General features: G+C 43.9%; 22 protein-coding genes. 7 read left to right on the top strand and 15 right to left on the bottom strand.

What is annotated here, in order from left to right; all coding sequences use genetic code 11:
- The first annotated feature begins 247 nt into the window (after positions 1–247).
- Positions 248–559 (top strand): YhbY family RNA-binding protein, encoded by a 312-nt coding sequence (locus L0G63_RS03450; RefSeq protein ID WP_301449373.1) that lies wholly within the window; start codon positions 248–250, stop codon positions 557–559.
- 217 nt (positions 560–776) lie between these two features.
- Positions 777–1502, top strand: coding sequence for a hypothetical protein (locus L0G63_RS03445; RefSeq protein WP_301449372.1), 726 nt, complete (start codon positions 777–779; stop codon positions 1500–1502).
- Positions 1503–1667: 165 nt separating this feature from the next.
- Here L0G63_RS03445 and L0G63_RS03440 read toward each other — a convergent pair whose 3' ends face one another.
- A complete protein-coding gene (locus L0G63_RS03440; protein ID WP_301449371.1) occupies positions 1668–2396 on the bottom strand; it encodes a CHAP domain-containing protein in 729 nt (242 codons plus the stop codon).
- A 244-nt stretch (positions 2397–2640) separates the two neighbouring features.
- Between L0G63_RS03440 and L0G63_RS03435 the strand changes: the two genes are divergently transcribed.
- Positions 2641–3156, top strand: a complete 516-nt coding sequence (locus L0G63_RS03435) for a hypothetical protein (RefSeq protein WP_301449370.1) — start codon at positions 2641–2643, stop codon at positions 3154–3156.
- A 298-nt stretch (positions 3157–3454) separates the two neighbouring features.
- Here the strand turns inward: L0G63_RS03435 and lpxC are convergent, their stop codons facing one another.
- The 12 genes from lpxC to L0G63_RS03375 form a co-directional block, all read right to left on the bottom strand.
- On the bottom strand, positions 3455–4372 hold the full coding sequence (gene lpxC, locus L0G63_RS03430; protein WP_301449369.1) for a UDP-3-O-acyl-N-acetylglucosamine deacetylase: 918 nt from the start codon (positions 4370–4372) through the stop codon (positions 3455–3457).
- 299 nt (positions 4373–4671) lie between these two features.
- On the bottom strand, positions 4672–5877 hold the full coding sequence (gene ftsZ, locus L0G63_RS03425; protein WP_301449402.1) for a cell division protein FtsZ: 1206 nt from the start codon (positions 5875–5877) through the stop codon (positions 4672–4674).
- Between the two features lie 273 nt (positions 5878–6150).
- Positions 6151–7488 (bottom strand): cell division protein FtsA, encoded by a 1338-nt coding sequence (gene ftsA, locus L0G63_RS03420; RefSeq protein WP_301449368.1) that lies wholly within the window; start codon positions 7486–7488, stop codon positions 6151–6153.
- Positions 7489–7611: 123 nt separating this feature from the next.
- Positions 7612–8406 (bottom strand): cell division protein FtsQ/DivIB, encoded by a 795-nt coding sequence (locus L0G63_RS03415; RefSeq protein WP_301449367.1) that lies wholly within the window; start codon positions 8404–8406, stop codon positions 7612–7614.
- Between the two features lie 500 nt (positions 8407–8906).
- Positions 8907–9986 (bottom strand): D-alanine--D-alanine ligase, encoded by a 1080-nt coding sequence (locus tag L0G63_RS03410; RefSeq protein ID WP_301449366.1) that lies wholly within the window; start codon positions 9984–9986, stop codon positions 8907–8909.
- Between the two features lie 34 nt (positions 9987–10020).
- Positions 10021–11460 carry a UDP-N-acetylmuramate--L-alanine ligase gene (gene murC / locus L0G63_RS03405; protein ID WP_301449365.1) on the bottom strand — a complete coding sequence of 480 codons (1440 nt, stop codon included), beginning with the start codon at positions 11458–11460 and terminating at the stop codon, positions 10021–10023.
- A gap of 86 nt (positions 11461–11546) precedes the next feature.
- Positions 11547–12632: an undecaprenyldiphospho-muramoylpentapeptide beta-N-acetylglucosaminyltransferase gene (murG, locus tag L0G63_RS03400; RefSeq protein ID WP_301449364.1), complete on the bottom strand. Its 1086-nt coding sequence runs from the start codon at positions 12630–12632 to the stop codon at positions 11547–11549.
- Between the two features lie 228 nt (positions 12633–12860).
- Positions 12861–13832: a glutathione synthase gene (gene gshB, locus L0G63_RS03395; protein ID WP_301449363.1), complete on the bottom strand. Its 972-nt coding sequence runs from the start codon at positions 13830–13832 to the stop codon at positions 12861–12863.
- 64 nt (positions 13833–13896) lie between these two features.
- Positions 13897–14601: an orotate phosphoribosyltransferase gene (pyrE, locus tag L0G63_RS03390; protein ID WP_301449362.1), complete on the bottom strand. Its 705-nt coding sequence runs from the start codon at positions 14599–14601 to the stop codon at positions 13897–13899.
- A 61-nt stretch (positions 14602–14662) separates the two neighbouring features.
- Entirely contained in the window at positions 14663–15661 is a 999-nt protein-coding gene (locus tag L0G63_RS03385) for a hypothetical protein (protein ID WP_301449361.1), read from the bottom strand.
- A gap of 73 nt (positions 15662–15734) precedes the next feature.
- Positions 15735–16574 carry an SDR family oxidoreductase gene (locus tag L0G63_RS03380; protein ID WP_301449360.1) on the bottom strand — a complete coding sequence of 280 codons (840 nt, stop codon included), beginning with the start codon at positions 16572–16574 and terminating at the stop codon, positions 15735–15737.
- A gap of 174 nt (positions 16575–16748) precedes the next feature.
- Positions 16749–18905 (bottom strand): DUF4105 domain-containing protein, encoded by a 2157-nt coding sequence (locus L0G63_RS03375; RefSeq protein ID WP_301449359.1) that lies wholly within the window; start codon positions 18903–18905, stop codon positions 16749–16751.
- 157 nt (positions 18906–19062) lie between these two features.
- Between L0G63_RS03375 and ampD the strand changes: the two genes are divergently transcribed.
- The 3 genes from ampD (at position 19063) to L0G63_RS03360 (ending at position 22104) form a co-directional block, all read left to right on the top strand.
- The gene (gene ampD / locus L0G63_RS03370) at positions 19063–19686 is read left to right on the top strand and encodes a 1,6-anhydro-N-acetylmuramyl-L-alanine amidase AmpD (RefSeq protein ID WP_301449358.1); all 624 of its coding nucleotides are present in this window, start codon (positions 19063–19065) and stop codon (positions 19684–19686) included.
- A gap of 111 nt (positions 19687–19797) precedes the next feature.
- Complete coding sequence (murJ, locus tag L0G63_RS03365) at positions 19798–21348, top strand: murein biosynthesis integral membrane protein MurJ (RefSeq protein ID WP_301449357.1); 1551 nt, start codon at positions 19798–19800, stop codon at positions 21346–21348.
- A 135-nt stretch (positions 21349–21483) separates the two neighbouring features.
- Positions 21484–22104 (top strand): hypothetical protein, encoded by a 621-nt coding sequence (locus L0G63_RS03360; protein ID WP_301449356.1) that lies wholly within the window; start codon positions 21484–21486, stop codon positions 22102–22104.
- Between the two features lie 9 nt (positions 22105–22113).
- On the opposite strand, the gene L0G63_RS03355 is transcribed toward L0G63_RS03360, so the two are convergent.
- Positions 22114–22725: a GNAT family N-acetyltransferase gene (locus tag L0G63_RS03355; RefSeq protein WP_301449355.1), complete on the bottom strand. Its 612-nt coding sequence runs from the start codon at positions 22723–22725 to the stop codon at positions 22114–22116.
- Between the two features lie 245 nt (positions 22726–22970).
- Here L0G63_RS03355 and ribF point away from each other — a divergent pair, with 245 nt between their 5' ends.
- Positions 22971–24038: a riboflavin biosynthesis protein RibF gene (gene ribF, locus L0G63_RS03350; RefSeq protein ID WP_301449354.1), complete on the top strand. Its 1068-nt coding sequence runs from the start codon at positions 22971–22973 to the stop codon at positions 24036–24038.
- A gap of 80 nt (positions 24039–24118) precedes the next feature.
- Here ribF and L0G63_RS03345 read toward each other — a convergent pair whose 3' ends face one another.
- The gene (locus L0G63_RS03345) at positions 24119–24358 is read right to left on the bottom strand and encodes a DUF2789 family protein (RefSeq protein WP_238037890.1); all 240 of its coding nucleotides are present in this window, start codon (positions 24356–24358) and stop codon (positions 24119–24121) included.
- Positions 24359–24572: the final 214 nt, after the last annotated feature.

The following is a 24572-nucleotide window of genomic DNA, read 5'->3' as shown; positions in this document are numbered from 1 at the left end:
CAAGAGGTGTCATCAATCAGGCTATTTATTCATTGGTGGTTGCAAACTGACTAAATACTATTGGTTAAATAACTGTTTTATAAGGCAGTAGCGTTTATAATATACCAAACATTCAGTTTAACATTTTCGTCACGTAAAATCGTGCAAAATCCTGCTGATCTCATGCAAGATGGTTACAGATTATCTATAATGATCCATAACTGTTTTGACAGTACCGTTTTTATTTTTATTAATACTTAGGAATTCTATGCAACTCGATAATGCTACTATCAAACGCCTAAAAGGCATCGGTCACGAGCTAAAGCCTATCGTTATGATTGGCAATAAAGGCATTACCCCGTCTATCACCGAAGAGATTGATCGCGCTTTATCAGATCATGAACTTATCAAAGTAAAATTGCCTGCTGGCACGAAAGAAGATCGTGACGTCGTTGGCGCTGAGCTTGCCGCCGCCGCTAATGCCACTTTGGTTCACTCTATTGGTCGTATGGCACTATTACTACGCCAAAACCCAAATGCCAACCCAAAATTGTCTAACCTAGCCCGTTATGCACAATAATAAATTTTGCCAAGCTTAATTTGAGCAACCCTATAGCAAAATAGCTCATATTACCGCCAGATGTAACGATACATATAAAAGCCGCGATACATTTTGCTCGCGGCTTTTATATTGCCTAATATTTTTGATTTGCTGTAATTTGCTAAATTAGCTTCGTTGATTAATATAATGTGACTCACCTTTAATTTCTTATAAACACTCTTGAGCTTTATAAACCATGAATCAATCTTTTGAGCTTTCTATAGCCACTAATCTATTGGAAGATGATGCCAAACAGCTGGGCGTACCTATAGATGACTTACGGCATATATCTATCACCGTAACCGCTAACATTGTCAGGCAGCCAGCTTTGCAATTACAGTTATCCTATCAAATCGACTTACCTAGTCAAGCCATAGCGGACCAATTAGTATGGTCAACTTGGCAATCAGCCCAAGTCGGATTTGCTGATTACTTGTGGCAGGAAACTTGCCTTGAGTGTTTTATCACAGGCAGCACTATCATTAATAAAGAGCTGAAGTCACTCAATCATACCGAGTCTTATATTGAAATCAATGTGAGCTCTGATGGCCGTTATGCGCTTTATAAATTTGAAAGTTATCGCAACCCTACGACCTTACCTCCACCCCCTCTATACCAAGCTAATGGACGTACACGCATCGCTATTGATTGGGCTTGTAATGACAGGCAACAGCCGATCTCTTTCACAGATGGAATGTCGACAACACCTGTAATGCCTTTGTCTTATCACCATGAGCGACGCTTTGGGATTGACTTGATCGAGCTGCCCAATCAGAAATACGCTATTGCAGACATGCTGATTGAGCAAATACATCCTTGTGTTATCTTGCAGCTTGGCGAACGCTCGCTGTACTTTGCCCCAGACCACGCCTCTCCGCCTGATTTTCATAATCAAGACTATTGGTCAAACTTCGCGCTTTAATGCTAACTCACAGGCGATAGGTACACGATAAGCATAACGATTACCATATTAAGTTTGACTGTAATTATCATCAGATCGCCTGATTCAAAGCACAAAAAAAACCCAGCAATGTCATAAAGAGCATTACTGAGTTTGGAGAAAACTTTTAATTCGTTTAACTGATACTTATTTATCAGCCATTGCAAGGTAGATACCACGGTCTGATGCATCATCAACATACTGCGAGTCACGCCATGTGGTATAGCTGTAGTTACCGCTATATGGGCTAATGCTGTTTTGACGGAAATCAGATACCCAGTCATTGCCATCAAAAATCTGAATATGACCATGTGGACGGCTTGATGTGCGGTTATAGACAACGACGTCACCAACTTGAGGTTCCATATCGTTACTGATTTTGGTAAAGCCTGCTTGGGCTAGTGTGCCACGAGAGGCATATTGATAAGCTGAAGGATTAGGCGTAAATTCGTAACCTGCTGACTGTAGTGCTTTACGTACATAGCGAGCACAGTAGCCAGAACTTCTAGATAGTGCGACTCGTGATGCGTTTGCCGCTGCGATAGCAGGAGCAGAATTGCGATCAGGGACACGACTTGCTTGCTGTTGACGCTGCTCATATGACAAACGGCTAGTGAGTGACGCAAGCTGATATTCTTTTTGTTTAGCATGAGCGCTTAGGTTGTCAATGGCTTGACTGATCTCATCGTTGCTATATACATGAGCACCACTGTTAGTGCTGTAGATGTTGCGACTAGAACCATAGTTCGCAGAAGTAGAGATATTTGTGATGGTATAACTCAAGGTATTATTTGGTTGAAAGGTTGTTTCGGCAGCACCACTCGTCTGTGCGATACCCATTCCCAATACTGACAAAATTAATAAAGCTTGTTTCATAAATTTACTACCTATTGTTAATACAAGTCTGCTCGTCATCCGTGACGAAACATCAATTAATTTAGAGGATATAATCATTAAAAAACATGATAAAATCCTTATCACAACAGCTCGTTCTTTTATAGTGACTAACACCAGTATCACCACCCGTTTAGTCAACTACCTCATAAAATTTTGCTATATATCGCTTTTAGCATGTCTATTCTACATATCGAGTTTGTCACCTAATAGATGAGTCATCACGATGTCAAAAAAACAGCCTAATCGGCTTGCCCAGCTTATAGATCATCAAGCTTTTGCTGGTAGTGCTCTACCTAAAACTCTTGCTGATAACATGCGGCTATATCTAAAAGCGACCAATGAGGTAAAAGAGCTACTGGTAGACTGTCTACCTGAGGAAATCCTCAATACCTGCTGGGTCGTAGGCTTAACATCTGAGCAGTTGATACTCAGTGTGGGCTCAATGACGGCGGCCAACCATGTTCGTTATTTACAGAATGCGTACTTGCAAGTACTAACAGAGCAGTCGATTACATTTAAACAACTCAAGCAAATTCGCGTTGTAGTAACTAAAACATCTGCTAATAATCATTCATCTAAACAATCATTAGCGTTATCGGCAAACTTATCGAAACCTTGTAAAGCCAATGAAAATCAGGCTCTTAGCCAAAACACAAAACGGACTATATCACAGGCTGCAGAGCATGTCACCACTGATGAAAATCTAAAAAAAGCCCTTTTACGCTTAGTGAATAACTAAAAATACAGATATTACAATGTAAAGTTATGTAAATAAAAACTTATAATAAACTTGATAACGCTGCGTTTTTGTAATGTCACACACAAAAAAAATCATCTACTGTCTCCATTCATAAATTGAGGGGAAACAGTAGATGATCAAAAAATCATCTGTATCTTTTATCTGTTCTGCCTTAGAACAAAATTCAAAAAGCTATATATACTTTATATTCAAAATATAGAATATTATAAAAATGTAATTATAGCGTCACTATGTAATATTGCGTAAATGTTTCGATACTTCGTGTATACTCCTGTATTTATCCTTCAACTGCCAAACCATTCAATGGCAAATACTCAATTGGGCAAGTTACATTGTCATCAAAAGTTACAATTTCAAAGTTATTCTCGTCAGACAATATCTCACGAACTAATAAATTGTTTAATGCATGACCAGATTTATAAGCGTTGAAACGACCAACGATAGGATAGCCAATCAAATATAGATCCCCTAAGGCATCCAAAATTTTATGGCGGACAAACTCATCATTGAAGCGCAAGCCTTCTTCGTTTAACACGCTCATATCGTCAATGACGATAGCATTGTCCATACTACCACCCAAGGCCAGATTGTTTTGGCGTAATGCCTCTATATCGCGTAAAAAACCAAATGTGCGCGCTTCGCTCAATTGCTCGATAAAGTTCTGAGTAGAGAACTGTAGCTGAGCATGCTGGAAATTCTTATCTATAGCAGGATGATCAAAATCAATCTCAAAATTTAATTCAAAGCCGTCATAAGGGCGCAGCTCTGCCCACTTATCGTCTACTTTTACACGGATTGGACGGACAATCTTGATGAATTTTTTGAGCGCCTCTTGCTCACAGAATCCTGCATCGAGTAATAAAGCCACAAATGGTGCAGCACTGCCGTCCATGATCGGTATTTCTGAGGCAGACACACGAATCAATAAATTGTCTACACCAAGTCCAGCAATTGCACTTAGCAAATGCTCCACTGTACCTACTCTTGTGCCACCAAATACCAAGTTTGATGACATCATTGTATCCTGCACCAAAAAAGCACTCGCAGGGATAGGCTCGCTGCCTACAATATCAGAGCGCTCGAAAACAATACCAGTATCTACTGGCTGCGGATGAAACTCTAAGTCAACAGGTTGACCACTATGGAGACCAGTACCTGTAACGGCTATCGCTGTCTTTATAGTTCTTTGGTTCATGTCTGTTTTCTCACATATTTTGTTACAATTGACATAGTGTACCATTACCTTACCTTTATTTGCTACAAATAAAAAGTATTAGTTTGCTTATCTCCTTGATTGATAACACTTATCGTCATGACCTTTTCATTTATTTTGACGCTTTCTTATAGTGATTATTGCCTAAAAAATGTCATATTTAGACACACTTTTGCCTTGTGGATGAGGTTACTCACCTAACTTTCGATGAGAAAATTTTCGATAGGCACAAAAAAGCCAGCGTTTGAGCGCTGGCTTTTTTTTAATTTAATATTAAAAAACTATTTGTTCTGTTGACGCTTCAGATAGTCTTGAATGCTATTGGTTTTAGTTTTTGTCTGCTCTTGAGGCGCGCTTGGACGTGCAGTATTAACGTTATCTTGATGCAGTTGAGCTTGTGATTTCTTCTGACTATTTAATGCACTGGTATGTACATTAGGGTCAACAGGTTGTGTACTATTCACAGAAGGAACCGGCTGCTCCACTACTTCTGGCTCTTGACCTGCATTTTCATCTAATGTCAGACCCGTTGCAATAACGGTCACATGCAGATCGTCACCCATTTTTTCATCAATCACAGAACCATAGAAAATATGAGCATCGTCAATATCCGTAATCTCTTCGACTATAATACTGATTTTACTCATCTCATCCAGTGATAGTGACTCAGAAGAGATCACGTTCACTAGTAAGCCTTTGGCATTCTCTAAACGCAAATCATCAAGCAATGGTGATCTGATGGCTTTTTCGGTGGCTTGACGCGCACGATCATCACCACTTGCACGGCCGATACCCATCATTGCATGACCTTTAGCAGTCATCGCGGTACGGATATCATTAAAATCAATGTTGATCATACCTTCGCTGGCGATTGTCTCTGCAATACCTTGAACTGCATGTAGCAACACATCATCTGCTTTTTTGAAAGCGTCTTGCATAGAGATGTTGCCGTATACGCTCATAAGCTTGTCGTTTGGAATCGTGATAATCGAATCAACGAAATTAGTAAGCTGCTCGATACCTGCTTTAGCCGCTTTGATGCGTTTGCCACCTTCAAACTTAAATGGTGTGGTCACAACAGCAACCGTCAAGACTTCCATTTCTTTGGCAATACGTGCAACCACAGGCGCTGCACCAGTACCCGTACCGCCACCCATACCAGCAGTAATAAAGACCATATCTGAGTGTTCAAGCAACCCCCGGATGGCTTCTTCTTCGCTTTCTGCAGCTTCACGACCCACTTCTGGATTTGCACCCGCCCCTAGACCACGGTTTGTTTTTGCACCAAGTTGTAGCTTGTGCGGTGCCGTTAGACGATCTAGCGCTTGCTTATCTGTATTAGCACAGACGAACGTTACACCTCTAATTCCTTGCTGTACCATATGTTCAACCGCATTACCGCCGCCGCCGCCAACACCGAATACAGTGAAGCTCGCTTGGCCGTTGTTTTGAAGCTGGTTATCATCTGGCATGGTGTATTTTGACATAAAAAAGATTCTCCAGTTGCAGATAGCGTGTAGATCGATACGTAGTAACGCACTCATGCGGTGCGCTATCGACATACTATATATAAATGTATTTAAATAAAACAGGGCTATGGATCAAATAATTCAGCGTAGACAATCATATGTCATTACCGCTTAAAGTGTCACTTTTCTTGTTTAGCGCATTACGCTTAATATAGTTACAGATGTCTCTTGCCTATCTCAAATGCATCTTGCAAAATGCTTGCGCCGTATCTGTGTTAATGCGTAAATCGTCTACAATATTTTTTTCAATACATCAGCAAAACGTTTGCCTGCGCTTTGAAAGACACCTGTCACGCGATTGGTCTGAATCGCATCAGGCTCGCTTTTTTCACTGCGGCGAAACTGCTCACTTTGACTATACAATAGCGTCCCAAAGGCCGTTTGATAAGCCCGATCATTGACCTGACTATTAAGCTGCTTAAACGAATCATCATTATCAAAATGATTGTAAGCACTGATAGCAGGGTGCGTATTGGTCAATACCACTGGCATTTTTAGCAATCGTTTAGCAAACGGTATCATACCTTTGATAGTACTGCCGCCACCTGTCAGCACGATACCTTTGTCAATGTAACCTATCAAACCAGCCTCATGTAATTGACGAGCCACTTCAGTGAATATCTGCACATAACGCGCTTCAATGATGCGCGCTAAATTGTAGATACCAATATTGATTTCATCACCCGACCCATGGGGCTTAAACAGGAAAAACGAGCTTGGATCCACGCTATTGGCATCAGCGGTCCCATGAGATTTTTTCAGCTTTTCAGCTTCAATCATCGATATACCAAAATCAGCTGAGATATCCATGGTGACCTCGTGGCTACCAGTAGCAATACAGTGCGTAAAAATCAATTTATTTTCTTTATAGACACAGATACTGGTCGTACTAGCACCAATGTCTACCAAGCATACGCCTTGCTGGCGCTCTTCAGTCATTAAACTATATTCAGCACTGGTCACTGCATCAAATACGATATGGTCAATACCGACATCGCAGCTTTGTAATAGTTTTTGAATATTTTGGCGGCTAGCAACTGGCATCATCATCATGTGGTACATCACAGTGATGTTATGCGCCATCATCTCAATGACATCATCAACCATGAAATCCTGATCATCAATATAGATGCCTTGCTGGCAGCAGTGCATCAAATAATAATCAGAGGGTAGGTCACGCGATTTTGCATTGGATAATGCCTGCACCATGTCTTTGGCACTTACGACCTCGTCCTCAACGTTTACTTCTCCAGCACTGTTCTTGCTAGAGAGCTCGGGGGTCGCTAGGGTCAACCACACGCTATGAACACGGCAGTTAGCAGTGTCTTCTGCTTCTTGTATGGCTTGCTTGATAGCACCTTGTAGACGTTCACGATGCTTGATTTGGCCTTGATAAAAATCACTATTCTTAACTTGTCCCACACCTAAAATACGAATGTCTTTTGCAGAGACGACGTTGCCAATAACGACATATACTGCCGTGGCACTTAGATGGACAACAACCAAATTTTCGTTATATTTCATGGTACCAGACAAATTATTACTAAATAGGAGAGCAGATACTGCCACCCTATTGAATCATTAAAAAAAGCGTTATTAATACGCTATGATGTTGTACATATACTATTCATCTTGAGCAAATCGTTTTGACTCAAGCACTATTTCATTTACTACTACCTACGATTGCTTAAATCATTCATGCTCATCAGTTTTTGGCGCTGACATATCCCACGCAATCGTAAAACCGTTTTTGTAACGCAAATCTACCGACTGTATTTCACCTCGGCGTCCGCTCAATTGATTTCCCAATAACTGGCTTAGATTCAGTAATTTTTGTGCCGTGTTTTCATTATCAACAATAACACGCAGTCCATTATCAAAACGAATCAGCCAAGTCATTCTGGGTGATAAAATGATGTCTTCAACTTGCATATCAAGTGGCGCATACCAATCGTTAACTTGCTGCATTTGCTGCATAATGACTGGCGCTTGAGCCATTTCACCTTGCAATGTAGCAAAGCGATCTTGCGTTAAATCGTTACTATCAGCAGGTACAAACACAGAGCCTTTGGCATCAACTAAGCGCTCTGTCCCAAAATTAGCCACTGCTTGCTTAGGTAAGGCGGTGACTACAATACCACGTTGCCAATCTCGTGAGATGCTCACTTGGTCAACCCAAGCCAAGCCTGTCGTAATATCTCTCAAGGCTTGTAAATCAGAAGTAAAAAAGCTACTCACCTTTTGCTGATCCATCACTGCCTGCAACGAGTTGTATTGAGCAGTAGATAATCCTTGGTTACTAACATGGATCTCAGCTGGCGGTGCATCACGTAACGCTTTACCGCCCATTATCAGTATCAACACGAGCAATCCTAATACCAATATCATAAAAAGATATTTGACCGAAGACGGTACTTGGAATTTAGATGCTGGGCGACCGGCTTTATCACTCATCAAGTCAGTTACCTCGTTGACAGTTTGAGCCATAACGACCTTTGTCCCTATATTTGCATAAAACTGATCATGCACATTATTGATGTAAACCTGCACATAATGTGCAGAAACCGATTGAGGCAATATATTATCAAAAACTATCAATAAAACGATTGATGACCTTTAATTATTCTTATTTAAACGTAACATTTTTCTTAGGTTATGAAGAACTTACCGATCCACTTTCCAAAAAATGCCAATCTTACTAAAACAAGACTGTTCTTACAATATTAACGTATTTTATAGTCAAACAATAGCGCAACCCTCACTCGTAGCCTTGAATTTACACAAGTTTACATGAAGCTGTGTTATAGCAGCTCTAGCGACACATTAACGACTTTTTATCGCTATCATTAACTGGCTAAAAAGATTATAAGCATGCGTCTATAAATGGATTTTCAGCCATTGCTTTAATGACGCTATTTAGTGAGGTTGTGTCTTATGATATTTGTGTCAAAAAATAATCATGGCAACCAGATTGACTGCATCAAAAATTATACAGTCTGCGATAATATGTGCCAGCATAAGACATCAAAGTCCATGCCTCGCGCTTTGGCTGCCATCGGCACTAGGCTATGACTGGTCATACCGGGCACAGTATTGATCTCAAGTAACCAAAAATTGCCAGCTTCGTCCTGCATGGCATCAATACGTCCCCAGCCTTTTGCATCTACTGCACGAAATGCCGCCAGACTTAACTCTTGCAGATGCTTCTCATCAGCAGCACTCAATCCACAAGGAATATAGTAGCTGGTATCGTTACGATTGTACTTGGCTTCAAAATCATAGAAATTGGTGATATCTGCAGGCTCAAGACGAATAACAGGATAAGCCTCATCATCGATAATCACGATCGTAAACTCACGTCCAGTAATCCAGCGCTCAGCCATCACCGCGTCGCCACACTGTACGGCAGTAGCATAGGCCGCAGGCAATTCATCGAGATGATTGACCTTGGTCATGCCAATACTTGAACCTTCGTGAACAGGCTTGATGATAAGCGGCAGTCCTAGCATATTGACCACTTGCTGCCAGTCAGTGTCTGCCGTCAATAATGAAAACGGTGCCGTTGACAAGCCGCAACCTTGCCAGAGCTGTTTGGTACGCACTTTGTCCATGCCAAGCGCTGATGCCAAAATACCTGAGCCTGTCTGCGGTATATCAAACCACTGTAGTACACCTTGTAGCAACCCATCTTCGCCGCCGCGACCGTGCAAAACATTGAACACACGGTCATATTCACGCAGCTCAGTAATATCTTGGTACTTGGGGTCAAAATGAGTGGCATCGACACCTTGATTTTGTAGCGCTTGCAAGACGGCCGCCCCACTATCCAAAGACACGCTGCGCTCATTACTACTACCACCATAGACCACAGCGACCCTGCCGAACTGACTCGCGTCTGTGACATAACTAGTTGGTGCATTGATAGACGTCTCGTTGTCTATATTATTTGACTCACCGCTCGCCTCACTCTTATTTTTTTTTGCTTGGGCAGCCGCGACTAACGCTGGCTCTGGATTGGTAATTGCTTGGCTTTTTTGCTCTGGATTATCTTTACTATTCGTTGTCATGAAGATGGTTCCTAAATTTGAGCTTGGTGGTAGCTTACTTGATGTAAAGGTTATTGGCTGCCAAATCAACAGCAACCTGCCCTACATTACCCGCACCTTGGGTGATAAGCATGTCATTGGCTTTTAATAAACGCTGCATAACTGGCGCAAGATTGTCTTTATCAATAATCGTCGGTTCAACTTCACCGCGCAAACGGATACTGCGTGCCAACGATTTGGTATCAGCCCCTGCAATCGGACTCTCCCCTGCTGAATATACATCCAATAGTAGCAGCTCATCAACACTTGATAGTACGTCGACAAAATCGTCATAACAATCACGGGTACGGCTATAACGATGCGGCTGGAATAGCATGACCAAACGGCGATCAGGGAAGCTTTGGCGAGCCGCTTTGATCGTAGCGTCTACTTCTTTTGGATGATGACCATAATCATCAATCAACAAGACATTGCCATCATCGATATCGACAGAAGCAAGCTGCTCAAATCGGCGGCCGACCCCTGCAAACTTCTGTAGGGCACGCTCAATCGCTGCGTCATCTACGCCTTCATCCGTGGCCATGGTGATGGCTGCCAGTGCATTGTAGACATTATGCGTACCAGGTATGTTCAATGTCAGACGCAGCGGTTCACGGTCACGGCGCAATACGGTAAAGTGCGTCTTAGTTCCCTCTGATACCAAGTCGACGGCTTGTACATCATTAAAAGGCTCAAGGCCAAAGGTCAATACTGGGCGACCAATATCATCAATCATCGCATACAGTTCAGGATCATCACCGCATACCACGGCCAACCCGTAAAACGGCATGTTTTGCAAAAACTGAATATAAGCAGCTTTTAACTTATCGAAGCTGTTCTCATAGGTTTCCATGTGATCTTGGTCGATATTGGTCACAATCGCGGCCATCGGATGTAGTGACAAAAATGACGCATCAGACTCATCCGCTTCTGCTACCAAAAAACGGCTACTACCTAGCGCTGCATTTTTACCAGAAGCGTTTAGTTTACCGCCGATCACATACGTGGGATCCAATTGCCCCTCTGCCATCATCGTCGTCAGCAGACTGGTCGTCGTGGTCTTACCATGAGCGCCTGCAACCGCGATACCATGACGATAGCGCATCAACTCGCCAAGCATATCGGCGCGGCGTACGACTGGTAGGCGAGCTTCAAGCGCGGCTTTGACCTCAGGATTGCTACGGTCAATCGCTGATGAAACGACGATCACGTCGGCGTTGGCAATGTTTTTGGAATCATGGCCGATGGATATCTCGATGCCAATCTGTTGTAGACGCTTGGTCACCAAACTTTCTGCAATATCAGAACCACTGACCTGATAGCCTTGGTTGTTCATTACCTCAGCGATACCGCACATGCCTGAGCCACCAATACCAATAAAATGTAAATGCTGGATACGGCGCATCTCTGGTATTTCAATCAAACGCTTAGGTAGGGCTTTGGCAGAGGTAGACATAAAATTTTCTCTTTATTAAGGGATAATAAAAATTGAAGGACAGTAAAATATGATCAGTAAAAAAGAACGAGTGGCAAAAGCCGAAACTATAAGGCTTGCCAAATAATATCAGCCACTTGTTTACTCGCACTCCGATTGGCTAGTGCATGACCTTTTTTGGCCATCTTAAGGCACTTATCTCGATTGAGTACGCTAAGCTCATCGCTTAAACGTTTGGCCGTTAGCTCAGGCTGCGGTAACAATATCGCCGCCTCATGATCAGTCAGGGTGCGCGCATTCGCCGTTTGATGATCATCAACGGCATGTGGTAGCGGTACAAAAATAGCGGCAATCCCGACATTTTGGATTTCAGTCACCGTCAACGCACCTGCACGGCAAACAATGATGTCTGCCCAGTTATAAGCTGCAGCCATATCATCAATAAATGGCTGTACCGTAAACTGGTGCTTGCTTAAATCTTGTTCGCTATAAGCCGATTGAGTAGCGGCTTCGTTATTGCGTCCACACTGGTGCAGCACTTCAAATGGCTGGTTGAGTAACGCCAACGCTTTTGGCACGGTCTCATTCAATACTTGAGCACCAAGTGAGCCGCCAACGACTAAAAGTTTAAGCGGTGAGCGGTCACTCATATCGTAGCGCGTTGTTGGCTCTGTAACTCCAGTGATAGCGTTACGCACAGGATTGCCAACTGTTTCAAGCTTGGCATCTTGCTCACTATTGGCAAAAGTGTTCTCAAAGGCTTGTAATACTTTGGTAGACAACTTTGATAGATAGCGATTACTCATGCCAGCGATGGCGTTTTGCTCATGAATAATCAATGGTGTATTGGTCAAGCGCGCAGCGAGTCCACCAGGCGCACTCACGTAGCCACCGAACCCAACGACCACATCGATCTGGTTACTGCGAATCACTTTCACCGCAGCCATCGTCGCTGACAGTAAAGTGACTGGCAGCTTCAACAGTCGCCCCACACCTTTACCGCGCAGTCCTTGCATATTAATAGCATGAAACGGATAGCCAGTCGGCTCAACCAAACCGTTTTCCATGCCATTTGGTGTTCCAAGCCAATGAATCACTGCACCGCGTTTGGTCAGCTCGTCACTGACTGCAAGCGCTGGGAAAACATGCCCACCAGTACCAGCTGCCATCATCAATATATGCGGTGTTTTCATGCAGATCTGCCTATCTTTACTTTACTGATATGAAGGGTTGTCCCACTACTGTCATGTCATGAGCCAAAAAACGACACTTTTAGAGCCCGCATAGTATAGAGGAAACCCTCATCTTATATACAGCACTTTATGTAGCGAAAACCATAAAAAAACCAAGCCATGATCTGGCACGACTTGGCATTACTTACCACTCAAAAACCACTATAAAAAACAATACGACTCAACTGGCTATATGGTCAATTTATTCTCAATTGCCATGATAAAGTCTGTCGCGATATCGGTACCGCACTGATCATCAATCTCGCGCACACAGGTAGGACTGGTAACATTAATCTCAGTAATACGCCCGCCAATCAAGTCCAAACCCACGAACATCAGACCTTTTTCTTTGACAATTGGTGCCACAACTTCTGCCACTTGGCGTTCGATATCAGTCAATGGCATGGCAACGCCGCGACCACCTGCGGCAAGGTTGCCACGCGTCTCGCCTTTGCTCGGTATACGCGCCAAGCTATAGTCGACCACAACGCCATCAACGATAAGTACGCGCTTATCGCCATCGACGATCTCTGGCAAATAACGCTGCGCCATAATTGGCAAGGTTTCAAGCTCTGTGAGCATCTCAAGCGTCGCCCCAATATTTGGGCTATCCGCAGTCAGACGGAAAATACCCGTGCCGCCCATGCCATCTAGCGGTTTGACAATGACATCTTGATGCTCAGCGATAAACTTGCGAATGTGAGCCTGTTTGCTGGTCACAATCGTTGGGCTCATATACTCACTAAACCACGTCGCAAATAATTTCTCATTACAATCACGGATGGCTTGCGGATCATTGACCACGAGCACGCCTGCTGCTTTGGCATGATCAAGCATATAAGTGGCATAAATAAAGCGCATATCAAACGGTGGGTCTTTGCGCATCAAAATCACGTCATAGTCAGCAACTGAGCCTGTCGTTTTATCACCCAGTGTATAAAAATCTGCAGGATCACGCTTCACCGTAAGCGGCTGAGTATCGACCATTAATTGTCCACGGTCCAACCACAAGTCATGAATCTGACAGTAACCAAGCTGATGACCACGGTCTTGAGCGGCCCACATCATAGCGAGACTGGTGTCTTTTTTATAATTGACCCGCTCGATAGGATCCATAATGACGAGTATTTTTAGCGATTTTTCTTGGTTTTGTTGGCTCATTGTTTGACTCATAGTAGGGCTCACTTACGTTATATTATTGGTATAAAACAGGCTCAGTGCCTAACTATACGCCGTACTGCTCACGGTAATGTTGCATTTTGGCTAACTGGGTCGCGTCTTTATATTGGCTATTTTCGTCTGCCAAATAGCTGATCAAATCATCGATATCGACCAATGCCCGTACTGGTACTGCTAGTGTTGCTGCAAGCTCTTGGATAGCAGAATGCTCAGCTTGGCCTTTTTCTTTGCGATCAAGCGCGACGATAATCCCAGCAACACTTGCCCCTGCTTGCTCTAAAATCTCGACCACTTCACGCATCGCTGTGCCTGCTGTGATGACATCGTCAAGCACCCAAACAGCCTTGCCACTTACGTCAGCACCGACCAAATTGCCCCCTTCACCGTGGGTTTTGGCTTCTTTACGATTGTAACCCCATTTTGCATTGATGCCATGATGTAGCCATAACGCTTGCGCGGTCGCTGCGACAAAAGGAATACCTTTATAAGCCGCACCGAAAATGACCAGCTCTTGCTGATCTGTGCCATTATTTTCCGTACTCATTTGCTCAGCCAAGGCATCAGCGTAACCACGTGCTAGCAATGACAACATCTCACCCGTGGCAAGTAACCCTGCATTAAAAAAATATGGACTGATACGCCCAGATTTGAGAACAAACTCGCCAAATTTGAGGACTTGGTTGTCTAAAGCCAATTGAATAAATTGATGAGATGAAAACATTGGATCTTGCGGGCGTTGTACATGAGGCATTACGGCATTCCTATCAGCAAAAAGAGGGACAAAAAATTTGCATTATTGTACGCATTATTGATCAGCTTGACCAACCATTGATCTCATAATCTTGCATATTGGCATAGCGAGTCAGCAAGCCACTGCGCGAGGAGATATTAAAATAGCTCTGATTGTCTGCTCGCACTTGTATCTCCCAGCCTAAATGATAGGCCGCAACAATAATGTGACCGGCAAAAACTCGGATCTGACGATACGCATGGCGCTGCGTAGGCTCACAGACAATCTGACTGAGCAAATAACTACGTACGTGCTGGCAAATTTGTGCGGCGCTATAGCTATGATTGATACTTTTGCGGGTACTGCATTGCTTTAGCGCATGAACGGCAGCGCTACACGCCATAATATCCGTTGCCAAACTGCCCTCGCCTGTCTCAAATTGCTGCGGTTGCAACATTACTTGCCAATCATCGGCATACAGACTGCTTAGTAGCTCATCAGGATTGTAACGCTTGGTCAATGCGCGCAGAGAGGCTAAAGACTCGTTAACTTTGTCATTGTTATTTGGCTCAGCCATCTCGTCGCTATCAGCAGAGCCAAACCCATAACGATTGAGTTTTGGATAGGTACGAATCGCCTGCTGGATATCTGACATATCTAATAATGTCATCTTTGATAATGGCGATAATAAGGGCTGATCACTGTGATTTTGATAAAAACTATCAGGCAATTCGACAAGCTGTGCCGCCTTGAGTAACGATAGATGGTCCGCCAAGGCTTCTGACGCAATCAGTGACCATTTGGATAAGCTGGCCTCAGTAGGCTGATAAAAACGCGTCGAATTACCATAAAGCCGGCGCAGCTGACCATCTAGGCGACGAGCAGGCTCAGGAATATCACTCAATGGTCTGGCAGGATCAAGGGGGGATCGTTTGGGATCAAAGTTCGGATGTACGATCGCAGGTTGCTGTGAATCAGCTAGCATAGAAGACTGCCCAGCATCGCCTTTTGTGAGCTTGCTACCTTCTGCTGCCAGACTAGCATGAGACAAACGGTCATCAGAAGTAGAAGGCTGGGTCATGAAATCTCCATAAACTATCACATATAAAACGAACAAAAACGTTCAAACCGAACAATGATCTTAACGCTAAAAACTACGCTTGATGGTCTAAAATATCACGATAGCCTGTCTGCCAATCAGCATACTCAAGCCAAGCTAACGGAATGTTGCTATGCAAACGCTTTCCTGTCACTGACGTCTTTTTGTCATCAATAGTAGGCGCGGCTTCACCGACTTGTTCACTCAACCAAACGCCAAGCTCAAAGGTGGTCACAGGTCTGTAGTCTGTCGCAAGATAGAGTGGCTTTGGTGCGTCTATCGTCAATACATTAGCGATAATAGTGACCAAGTCGCGATCCATAATACGATTGCTCCAATGCGCCGCTGGTACTAGATCTTTATTTGTCTCGCGCGCTTTACGCACGCGCATGAGGCGCTCACGTCCATAAATGCCGCTAGGACGAATGATGATGGCTTTATCACCAAAGCTTTGTTGCAGTGCTTGTTCGGCTTGCAATATGACCTTTGATGCGTCGCGCTCAGGTGTCATCGGTGTCGTATATTCATCGATCCATTCGCCATTGTCTTGACCATAGACGCCAGTAGAAGAAATAAATACGACGCGCTCAAGGTTCACCAGATTAGCAGCAAGCGTTGCCAAATGCTGACTAATCGCTAAGTAACTGTCATGATAACCGCTGGTCGAGTATTCATCAGGTGTGACGATAATCGCAATATGGGTAAACGGTTGCAGCTGCTCGGTCGTCAGAGTCAGCGCATCAGCTTGCAAAAAATGGGCGCTATCCACTAATGCATAGTGATCACGCTCACTACGAGCCAGCCCTGTCACAGAAAAACCGTCTTTTGCCAGCTTATTGGTAACAGGCAAGCCGATGTCACCTTGCCCGATAATGAGTATATTTGGTGCATTCATAAAGCATCTTTCCTTTTATACAACTTATACCACTTATACAACGATTACAGCGCTAAGAGATAACTCTATAGTCAATCAATATTAAAAGTGGTACAAGGCAGACGAGTGCAAGTACTACAGTAGTAGGCTAAACGAGTCTAACGCTGTAACACTTTAATAGTGGTTCGACTATACTTAAAAATACCGTCTGTATGACAGCTGTATATCCTCATTCGCATCGACGCGCTCTTGCCAGTCGTAGCTGGCATTGATCCGTAACGCTTGTTTTTTATCAATGTCGTATTGTAGACCTAGGCTTGAGATGGGTTGCCAGTAATGACCACGGACGTTAGACTCATCGCTGCTGCCATGATACCAATATGGTAATTGCAATTCAGCTTGCGCGCGTAACTGATTGTTAATCTGATAACGACAGCCTGCATTAACGCCTGCTCCTACCCGAAAGCCTTTATTAATACCGCGCCCTGCTTGCGCGGTCCCGGCCAAAAACGTATAGCATAGTTGTGGCGGCATCTCACCAGTACCACTGCTTGGCGTACCAAACGCCCACGACCAGCCCGTCTCATAACCCACACTACCCACCAGATGATCACGCCCGCCCTCTTGTGAGCCATCATTCACTCGCGTCGCCTCGATACTTGCGCCCCACGTTTTGCCTTTTTTGCCAGCATTGATAGGATTAAAAGAGCGCCCCTGAATCAAAGTCGCATTTTGTAAGACCACGCTGTCTGGTTGATTTGGCTTATCATCATCTGTGTCATATAGACGTAAGGTCGCAGCCAACCCTTCTAAATTAAAAAACTGTGGATACCCTGACGCGTGGTCAAGCGTATCATGAAACCCTGCTCTAAACCCAATATCGATATAGTCATTGTCACCGCGCTGACCGATAGCTATCACTCCCAACTGTAGTGGATGCCTATCTATTGGGTTATTATCCGATACCTCGATTTGACGTTTGCGTAACCGTTGTCCATCATCTGACAGGCTTGATACAGGATTAAGCTGTGCCGATTTTATCTCATTTAAGGTTTGCTTGGCGTTGTTATGATAGCCCAGCTGCGCGCCTTGTTGCTTAGCGTCATTAAGCTGAGCTTGACGCAACGTATTGTCGGCAGGGGTATAAGTGGTATTTGCCAAAAGATTTTGACTGTTCAATAACTGAATGACATCAGAGGGCACGACCACATAAGCCAGTTGCTTCAATAAATTCTGCTGAGGACGAATAACGTCTATCAGGCGCAGAATCTCAGAAGCACAATTATCCGTGGTGAAGTAATATGGCATTTTTAGCGACTTGGTCTCCCAAACATGGCGCATAATCTGCTGCATCTCGCTTGAGGTTAGATTCAATGAATACGTCCACGTATCACGCTCATCGTCTTGTAGATATTTTGCGATCTTTTGGGGATAAGGATCAATCTCGATAACACTGTCATAACTGCCAATCATGGATTTGGTCGCGTAGATTGGAAAGCTATCGTCTGGATCACCGTCCACCGTATAATTAAGCGCATACGCCTGACTGATTTGGTTGGGGTCTGCTACGCTCGATTTTGAGTCAATACGCAATAAGGTATGTCCAAAAGCAGAGAGTGGATTGTCCAGATACTCCTCAGCAAACACAATGGATAACTGCTCAGGTGCCAATGTTGACATCCACTCATCCAGCTCTGGACACTCAGCCGATAGACTCGCATCATCGATAGCTAACTTTTCTTTTAGCCATGCCGCTCGTGCTGGGAAACGGCACAGAACGGAATTATTATTTGCTTGAGTTTTTATATGAATGTTTGCTTGGTTATTACCAGTTGTCTGCGATGTGAATTCTTTTGCCAGTGCGACTAGTGTCGCGTCTAATTCTGCGGCTGAATCCTGCTGACCGTTATCACTCAAAAAAAAGCGTGGATCATCGACCAGACTCTCCGTTTTCTTTTTAGATAAAATGCTGCCTTGATCATCGTAAAAATACAATAAGCGTCGCCATGTTGTATGCTGTGCTAGATTGTCAGTTTTTGCCTGTCGACGCCATGTTGCCAGTAACTGCTCTGTCGCCATATCTGACCCAGACGCAGTATTATTTTGAGTATTGTTTCCAGTATCACTGAGAGTAGATGTCTCAATGCGAACAGCATCTTCAGCGTCACTAGGTGACGTACTATCTGATAATTCAGATGAGAGCGCTCCTTCGGTGACCAATAAAGGCGTCGGTAAAAATGCCTGCGTGTTTGCAGAAAACAATAGCGCCGCTATCGCCAATGGCAGTCGCGCTCGCTGACCAATGGTTATTAGAGTATAAGTTCCAGACGTAGACATCGGTTTTATAGACATGAGGCAGGCTCTCACACGTTATTATTTATACGCTATTCGCGCTGTGAAGGTTTATTCTGCTAGAAACTCAAATGATATAAGCAAGCTGCGACCATCTAACTACTTTGATAGACTTTCTATCACAACATCACCAATACTGTTATAAAAAGAGAGCTTTATGCCCAATTCATCATTATCTACATTGCCAATGACAATCACAGATGGTTTGCTGTCAGCCGCTACTTGGCTGGCCTCACCAAACTACAATATCAGGCCAAAAGGTCTAAGTATTGATGCAATCATTATTCATAATATTAGCCTACCACCCAATGAGTTTGGTGCGTGCGACTCTAGCGGCACGCATTATGTAAAAGCATTATTCACTAATCAATTAGATTGGGATGCGCACCCTTATTTTCAGACAATCAAAGGCGCAGAAGTGTCAGCGCACCTGTTTATTGAGCGTGACGGGGCTATCACTCAGTTTGTCAATTTTAACGAACGCGCTTGGCACGCTGGACGCTCTAGCTACTTAGGCCGACCTGAATGTAATGATTATAGCATTGGCATTGAGCTTGAAGGGTCAGATTTTGTGTCCTTCACTTCTGCTCAATATGAGAAGCTCGCAGCGGTAATTGCGGCTATTTATAAAGCCTATCCTAAAACGCATCGACATTTGACAGGGCACAGTGATATTGCGCCAGGGCGTAAGACGGATCCTGGTGATTATTTTGAATGGGCAAGGTTGCGGGAGCTAGTTGCAGGGTTATTACGAAATAACTCTTTATCACTGCAAAAATGATTTCCACATCCAATCCATTTATCTCAGTGATGAAAGTGATATAATTCGTCAGTTTTTCGTCCACATCACATCAGTACACCACCAGTGTACAACTTGGTAAGATAGGTTCACATGGCAAAAAGTCGATTATTTCGTTCAACCATGGTGGTCAGTAGCATGACCATGTTGTCACGTATTTTGGGTTTGGTACGTGATGTGGTACTGCTAGGGGTTTTTGGTGCAGGTGGTTTGATGGATGCCTTTTTGGTTGCCTTCAAAATCCCAAACTTTTTGCGACGACTGTTTGCTGAAGGAGCCTTTAGCCAAGCTTTTGTCCCTGTACTGTCTGAGTACAAAGAAAAGTACAGTTTACAGCAGGTACAGATTTTGGTCAGTCGCACCTCAGGCGCACTACTGCTGGTGTTGTCGATGCTGACGGTGATCGTTATTTTAATTGCACCTTGGGTGGTAACCTTGTTTGCCCCTGGGTTTGCCGATCAACCTGACAAGTTTGCCATCACCGCTGAGTTACTACGACTGACCTTCCCCTATCTGCTATTTATTTCTATGACGGCTTTTGCCAGTGGCATTTTGCAAAGCTACGGCCGTTTTGCCGCGCCCGCTTTTGCCCCAGTCCTATTGAACTTATGTATGATTGGGGGTGCGCTGATTTTTGCGCCCATGTTTGATACCCCTATTATGGCGCTTGGCTATGCCGTGGCAATTGCAGGTTTGCTACAGTTTTTGATACAACTGCCGCAGCTATGGCAGCAAAAACTACTGGTCGCGCCCAAGATTGATTTTCAGCACGAAGGCGTTCGTCGTATATTAAAATTGATGTTGCCCGCCATCTTTGGGGTATCGGTCACTCAGATTAACTTATTGCTAAATACGGTGTTTGCCTCATTAATGATTGGTGGTTCAGTCTCTTGGCTCTACGCCGCTGAGCGCATGAGCGAGTTGCCGCTGGGGTTGATTGGTGTGGCAATTGGGACCGTTATATTACCGAGTCTGTCAAAAAGCGAAGCACAAAAAGACGATGTCAGCTTTAAAAAGACCATCGATTGGGCCGCGCGGCTCATTATCTTGGTCGGTGTACCCGCTGCTGCTGCGCTGTTCGTTCTCGCAGATGTGCTGATGCAGTCATTGTTTTTACGAGGGGAATTTACCTTACGTGATGCGCAAATGAGTGCGCTGGCATTACGTAGTATGGCGGGCGGCATCTTAGGGTTTATGTTGATCAAAATCTTTGCGCCGGCTTTCTTTGCGCGCCAAGACACAAAAACCCCCGTCAAGATCGGTATCGTCTCTGTCATTGCCAATATGGTATTCAGTGTCATTTTTATCGGGATATTTTATTTCTTAGAAATGCCATTACATGGTGGCTTGGCCTTGGCAACGACAGGCGCGGCATTCGTAAACGCAGGCTTGCTGTATTACTTTTTGCACAAGCGCGATATTTTCAGATTTGGTCCGCACTGGAAAAAACTGTTTACTCAGTTTGCCATATCGACTGGCTCCATGGTTGGTGTGCTTTATCTCATACTGCCTTACTTCCCAACTGATCAAGCCCAGTGGCAACGCATCATCGCACTCATTATTATGTGTATCGTAGGCGCGGCTGTTTATAGCGTGGTACTACTAGCGACAGGTTTCCGTCCTCGCCAGCTCAAACACGGATAGGCCATATTGCAAAGATTTATAGCACTGGCTTACCAAACCAAAACAAGCCTTATATGAGAAATGATAGTGCGTGATGCGGATAGTTGACACAATTGATAATTAACGAATACATGATATTTGAGGTTCAATATGACAATGAAAAAGCCCCTCTTCAAACGCTTACCGTACTTTCTTGCAACGGGCGTACTAAGTACGGGACTACTGCTTAGTGGTTGTAACAGTAATGAATCTGCTGAGACTGACACCGCAGCTGTGGATAATGAGTCTGTCTATACAGCAAATGAAGCCGCTGTGGTTGATTCATCAGAAGAAAGTATGGCTGAGCAAAAGACGATTGATAGCACGAGCGATACGACTCAGATAACAGACGATCCTAAAGACACAACCATTGATAACGATACCATCAATCCCGTCACCGCTTCGACCAACCAAAAAAGCTTAGTGACCAATCCGACCGAAGCGGGTACACCAGAGGACACGGTCAAAAAAGCTCTAAATAGCTTGTACTATGGCGATGTGAAAGAAGCCGCTGACTACTACCGAGTAGATATGGCAAATTTTGAAGAAGAGCTCGCCAACACCCAATCTGCCTTTCAGCAAACGGTTGATGGCGTCACTATTACTGACACCAAGTACAACGATGATAAAACGCGTGCCACCATCACAGGCGAGCTGATGCTTAAAGGACAAAGCGATCCTGCACCACTGACCTATCAATTACAGAAAATTGATGGTCAATGGAAAATCTTGGGCTAAGTTTTTCGCTTATTTGTTTGAAGTGCCCTCTGATGTCACCGCTTTGCCAAGCATCACAACATCCGCGATAAATCCGTCCATATCGCACACTTCTGGCATGTATCCCCATTGCTCAAAGCCAAGTTTACGGAACAGTCCCAAACTTGGCTGATTATGAGCAAAGATAAGGGCAACGATATTTCTGATGCCTAAGCTGGGTGCCTGCGTTAACATCCAGCTTGTCAGCGAACTGCCCAATCCTTTGCCCTGATACTCTTGGCTCAAATAGATGCTGATTTCGGTACTAATGTGATAGGCTGTACGCGCATACAAATCACTAAAGCTGCCCCATGCAACGATTGGTAACTTTGTACTGTCCACCTCTATCTTATCTTCTGGTAAAGCTTTTACGACGTAAATGGGCCGCGTCATGCTGTCCAAATGTTCGTCAAACCAAGCCATGCGCTCATCGAGCGTCACTAGCGCCAAATTTGCCGTCGCTTGCTTGCCAGGGACACTTTGGTTATAAATTGCTAGGACTTGGGCTAGGTCCTCCTTACTGGCACGCTGGACTATAAACTGATCCGTTAGCGGCTGTGCCAATAAAACAGTTGGTATGACATTTAAAGAAACATCGGACATAGAGTCTCCATATTTGATTGCATGATTATTGGTATTGAGAATAACAGTGAAAGCGCGTCATACTAATAATAAATGTCAGTATAAATCGTTCAACTCATAGAGAATAATTCATACTTGCATTATCCGTAGACTATAGGGTGTGAGTGTGGCTATTTTACTTTATAATGGCTAATTTTCGACACATCAATTTTGACCATAGATGTGTTTTTTCGTTTTTTATCTGGTCTCATCATAGCTGAACATTTATGAAAACCTATTTTCTTGAGCAATTGATTGCATCACCAAAAGCTGCGTTTCTTACTGATGGCGCAGTAGATCTAGCCCCTTGTGTGCTCACTATTGGCAATTTTGATGGTGTGCACCTTGGGCATCAGGCGATGCTTGCCCAAGTCCGTGATATTGCGCAGGCCCAAAACCTTGGTGCAGCAGTCATGATATTTGAGCCACAACCACGTGAGTTTTTTGCGCCAGCTAAAGCCCCTGCCCGCCTAACCAATTTGGCAGAAAAGCAAGCACTTCTAGCACAATATGGGGTTGAGACGTTGATTGTGGCAGGTTTTGATACGGATTTTCGTTCATTATCAGCACAAGCCTTTGCCGATATATTAGCCAAGCGCTTAAATGTAAAAGCGCTGGTGCTGGGTGACGACTTCCGCTTCGGTCATGATCGTACTGGCGATAGTCAGTTTTTGCGCGATTATGGTTTGGATGTGACTAACCTACATACCATCACTGATAGCAATATTGACAACGACCACTTGAATGATGTCAATAATAAGGCTGCACGTATTAGCTCTACTCGCATCCGTGACTTGCTATTGGCAGGTGATATTCATGCTGCCAACATACTGCTGGACCGCGACTACACCATTACAGGATCGGTTGTTCGTGGCGATCAAATTGGTCGTACCATGGACTTTCCTACTGCCAATATTGATTTGCAGCGAATAAAACCTGCCTTGCATGGTATTTTTGCCGTTGATGTTGTCAGCTTAGATGAGAATGGCGATGTCATACCCGATGGTGTAACAAAACTGGCTACTGATGGCAATATGGGGGTGGCAGGTTTGCGTCCGCACAGTTTGTTCGGTACAGCCAGCATTGGCATCAGACCCTCTGTCAATAAGGGTAGTGATTGGCGCTTGGAAGTACATTTCCCAAAATTACAGGCAGATTTGTACGGTTTGACCCTACAAGTACGTTTCTTGCATTTTTTGCATGGTGAGCGTCGTTACGATGGTTTAGAGGCTTTAAAAGCGGGTATTCACCAAGACGTGACTGACCTCCTTGCTTGGCGTGACGCTCAAATTTAGTAGATATCTCAACCTCAGCTACTAAAAAACCCCACGATAGAGAGACTATCGTGGGGTTTTTGGTATGATCTCATCAACTATTAAGCATCTGGATGCATACGTACATTTAGATCATCAATGACTTCTACCCATGCTGCATCTTTTTGCCATTCTTCTTGTAAGAACATGCGCTGGCTATCGGTCCAAACGTCAGCTTCTATCAATTTCTCTTCACTTGATAACTGGTTATCTGCAATAAACTTATCAATCGCTTCATCAGAGCTGTCTAGTCCCAACTGCGCGAACAGCTCATTCATATTATATTCTGGCTCACCCAACATACGTTTCTCCTTAAATGGTATGACTGTCATTATTATTCAAATTAGACCACTTATTGTAGCAAGCTTTATGCGAATAGCTGTTAATCAACGTTTACCTAACGTTATCAATTGTATTGATAGCAAACAGATATTCCCATTTCGAAAGATGTAATAAATTACTTGGTGGTGTTCTAAAAAGTATGCTGGCATCAGACATAGCCATAATTGACATAGA

Origin of the sequence: Psychrobacter sp. (assembly GCF_030454045.1) — a bacterium.
Taxonomy (GTDB): domain Bacteria; phylum Pseudomonadota; class Gammaproteobacteria; order Pseudomonadales; family Moraxellaceae; genus Psychrobacter.
Note: the sequence above shows the minus strand (reverse complement) of the source record. Positions and strands in the feature narration are given on the sequence as shown.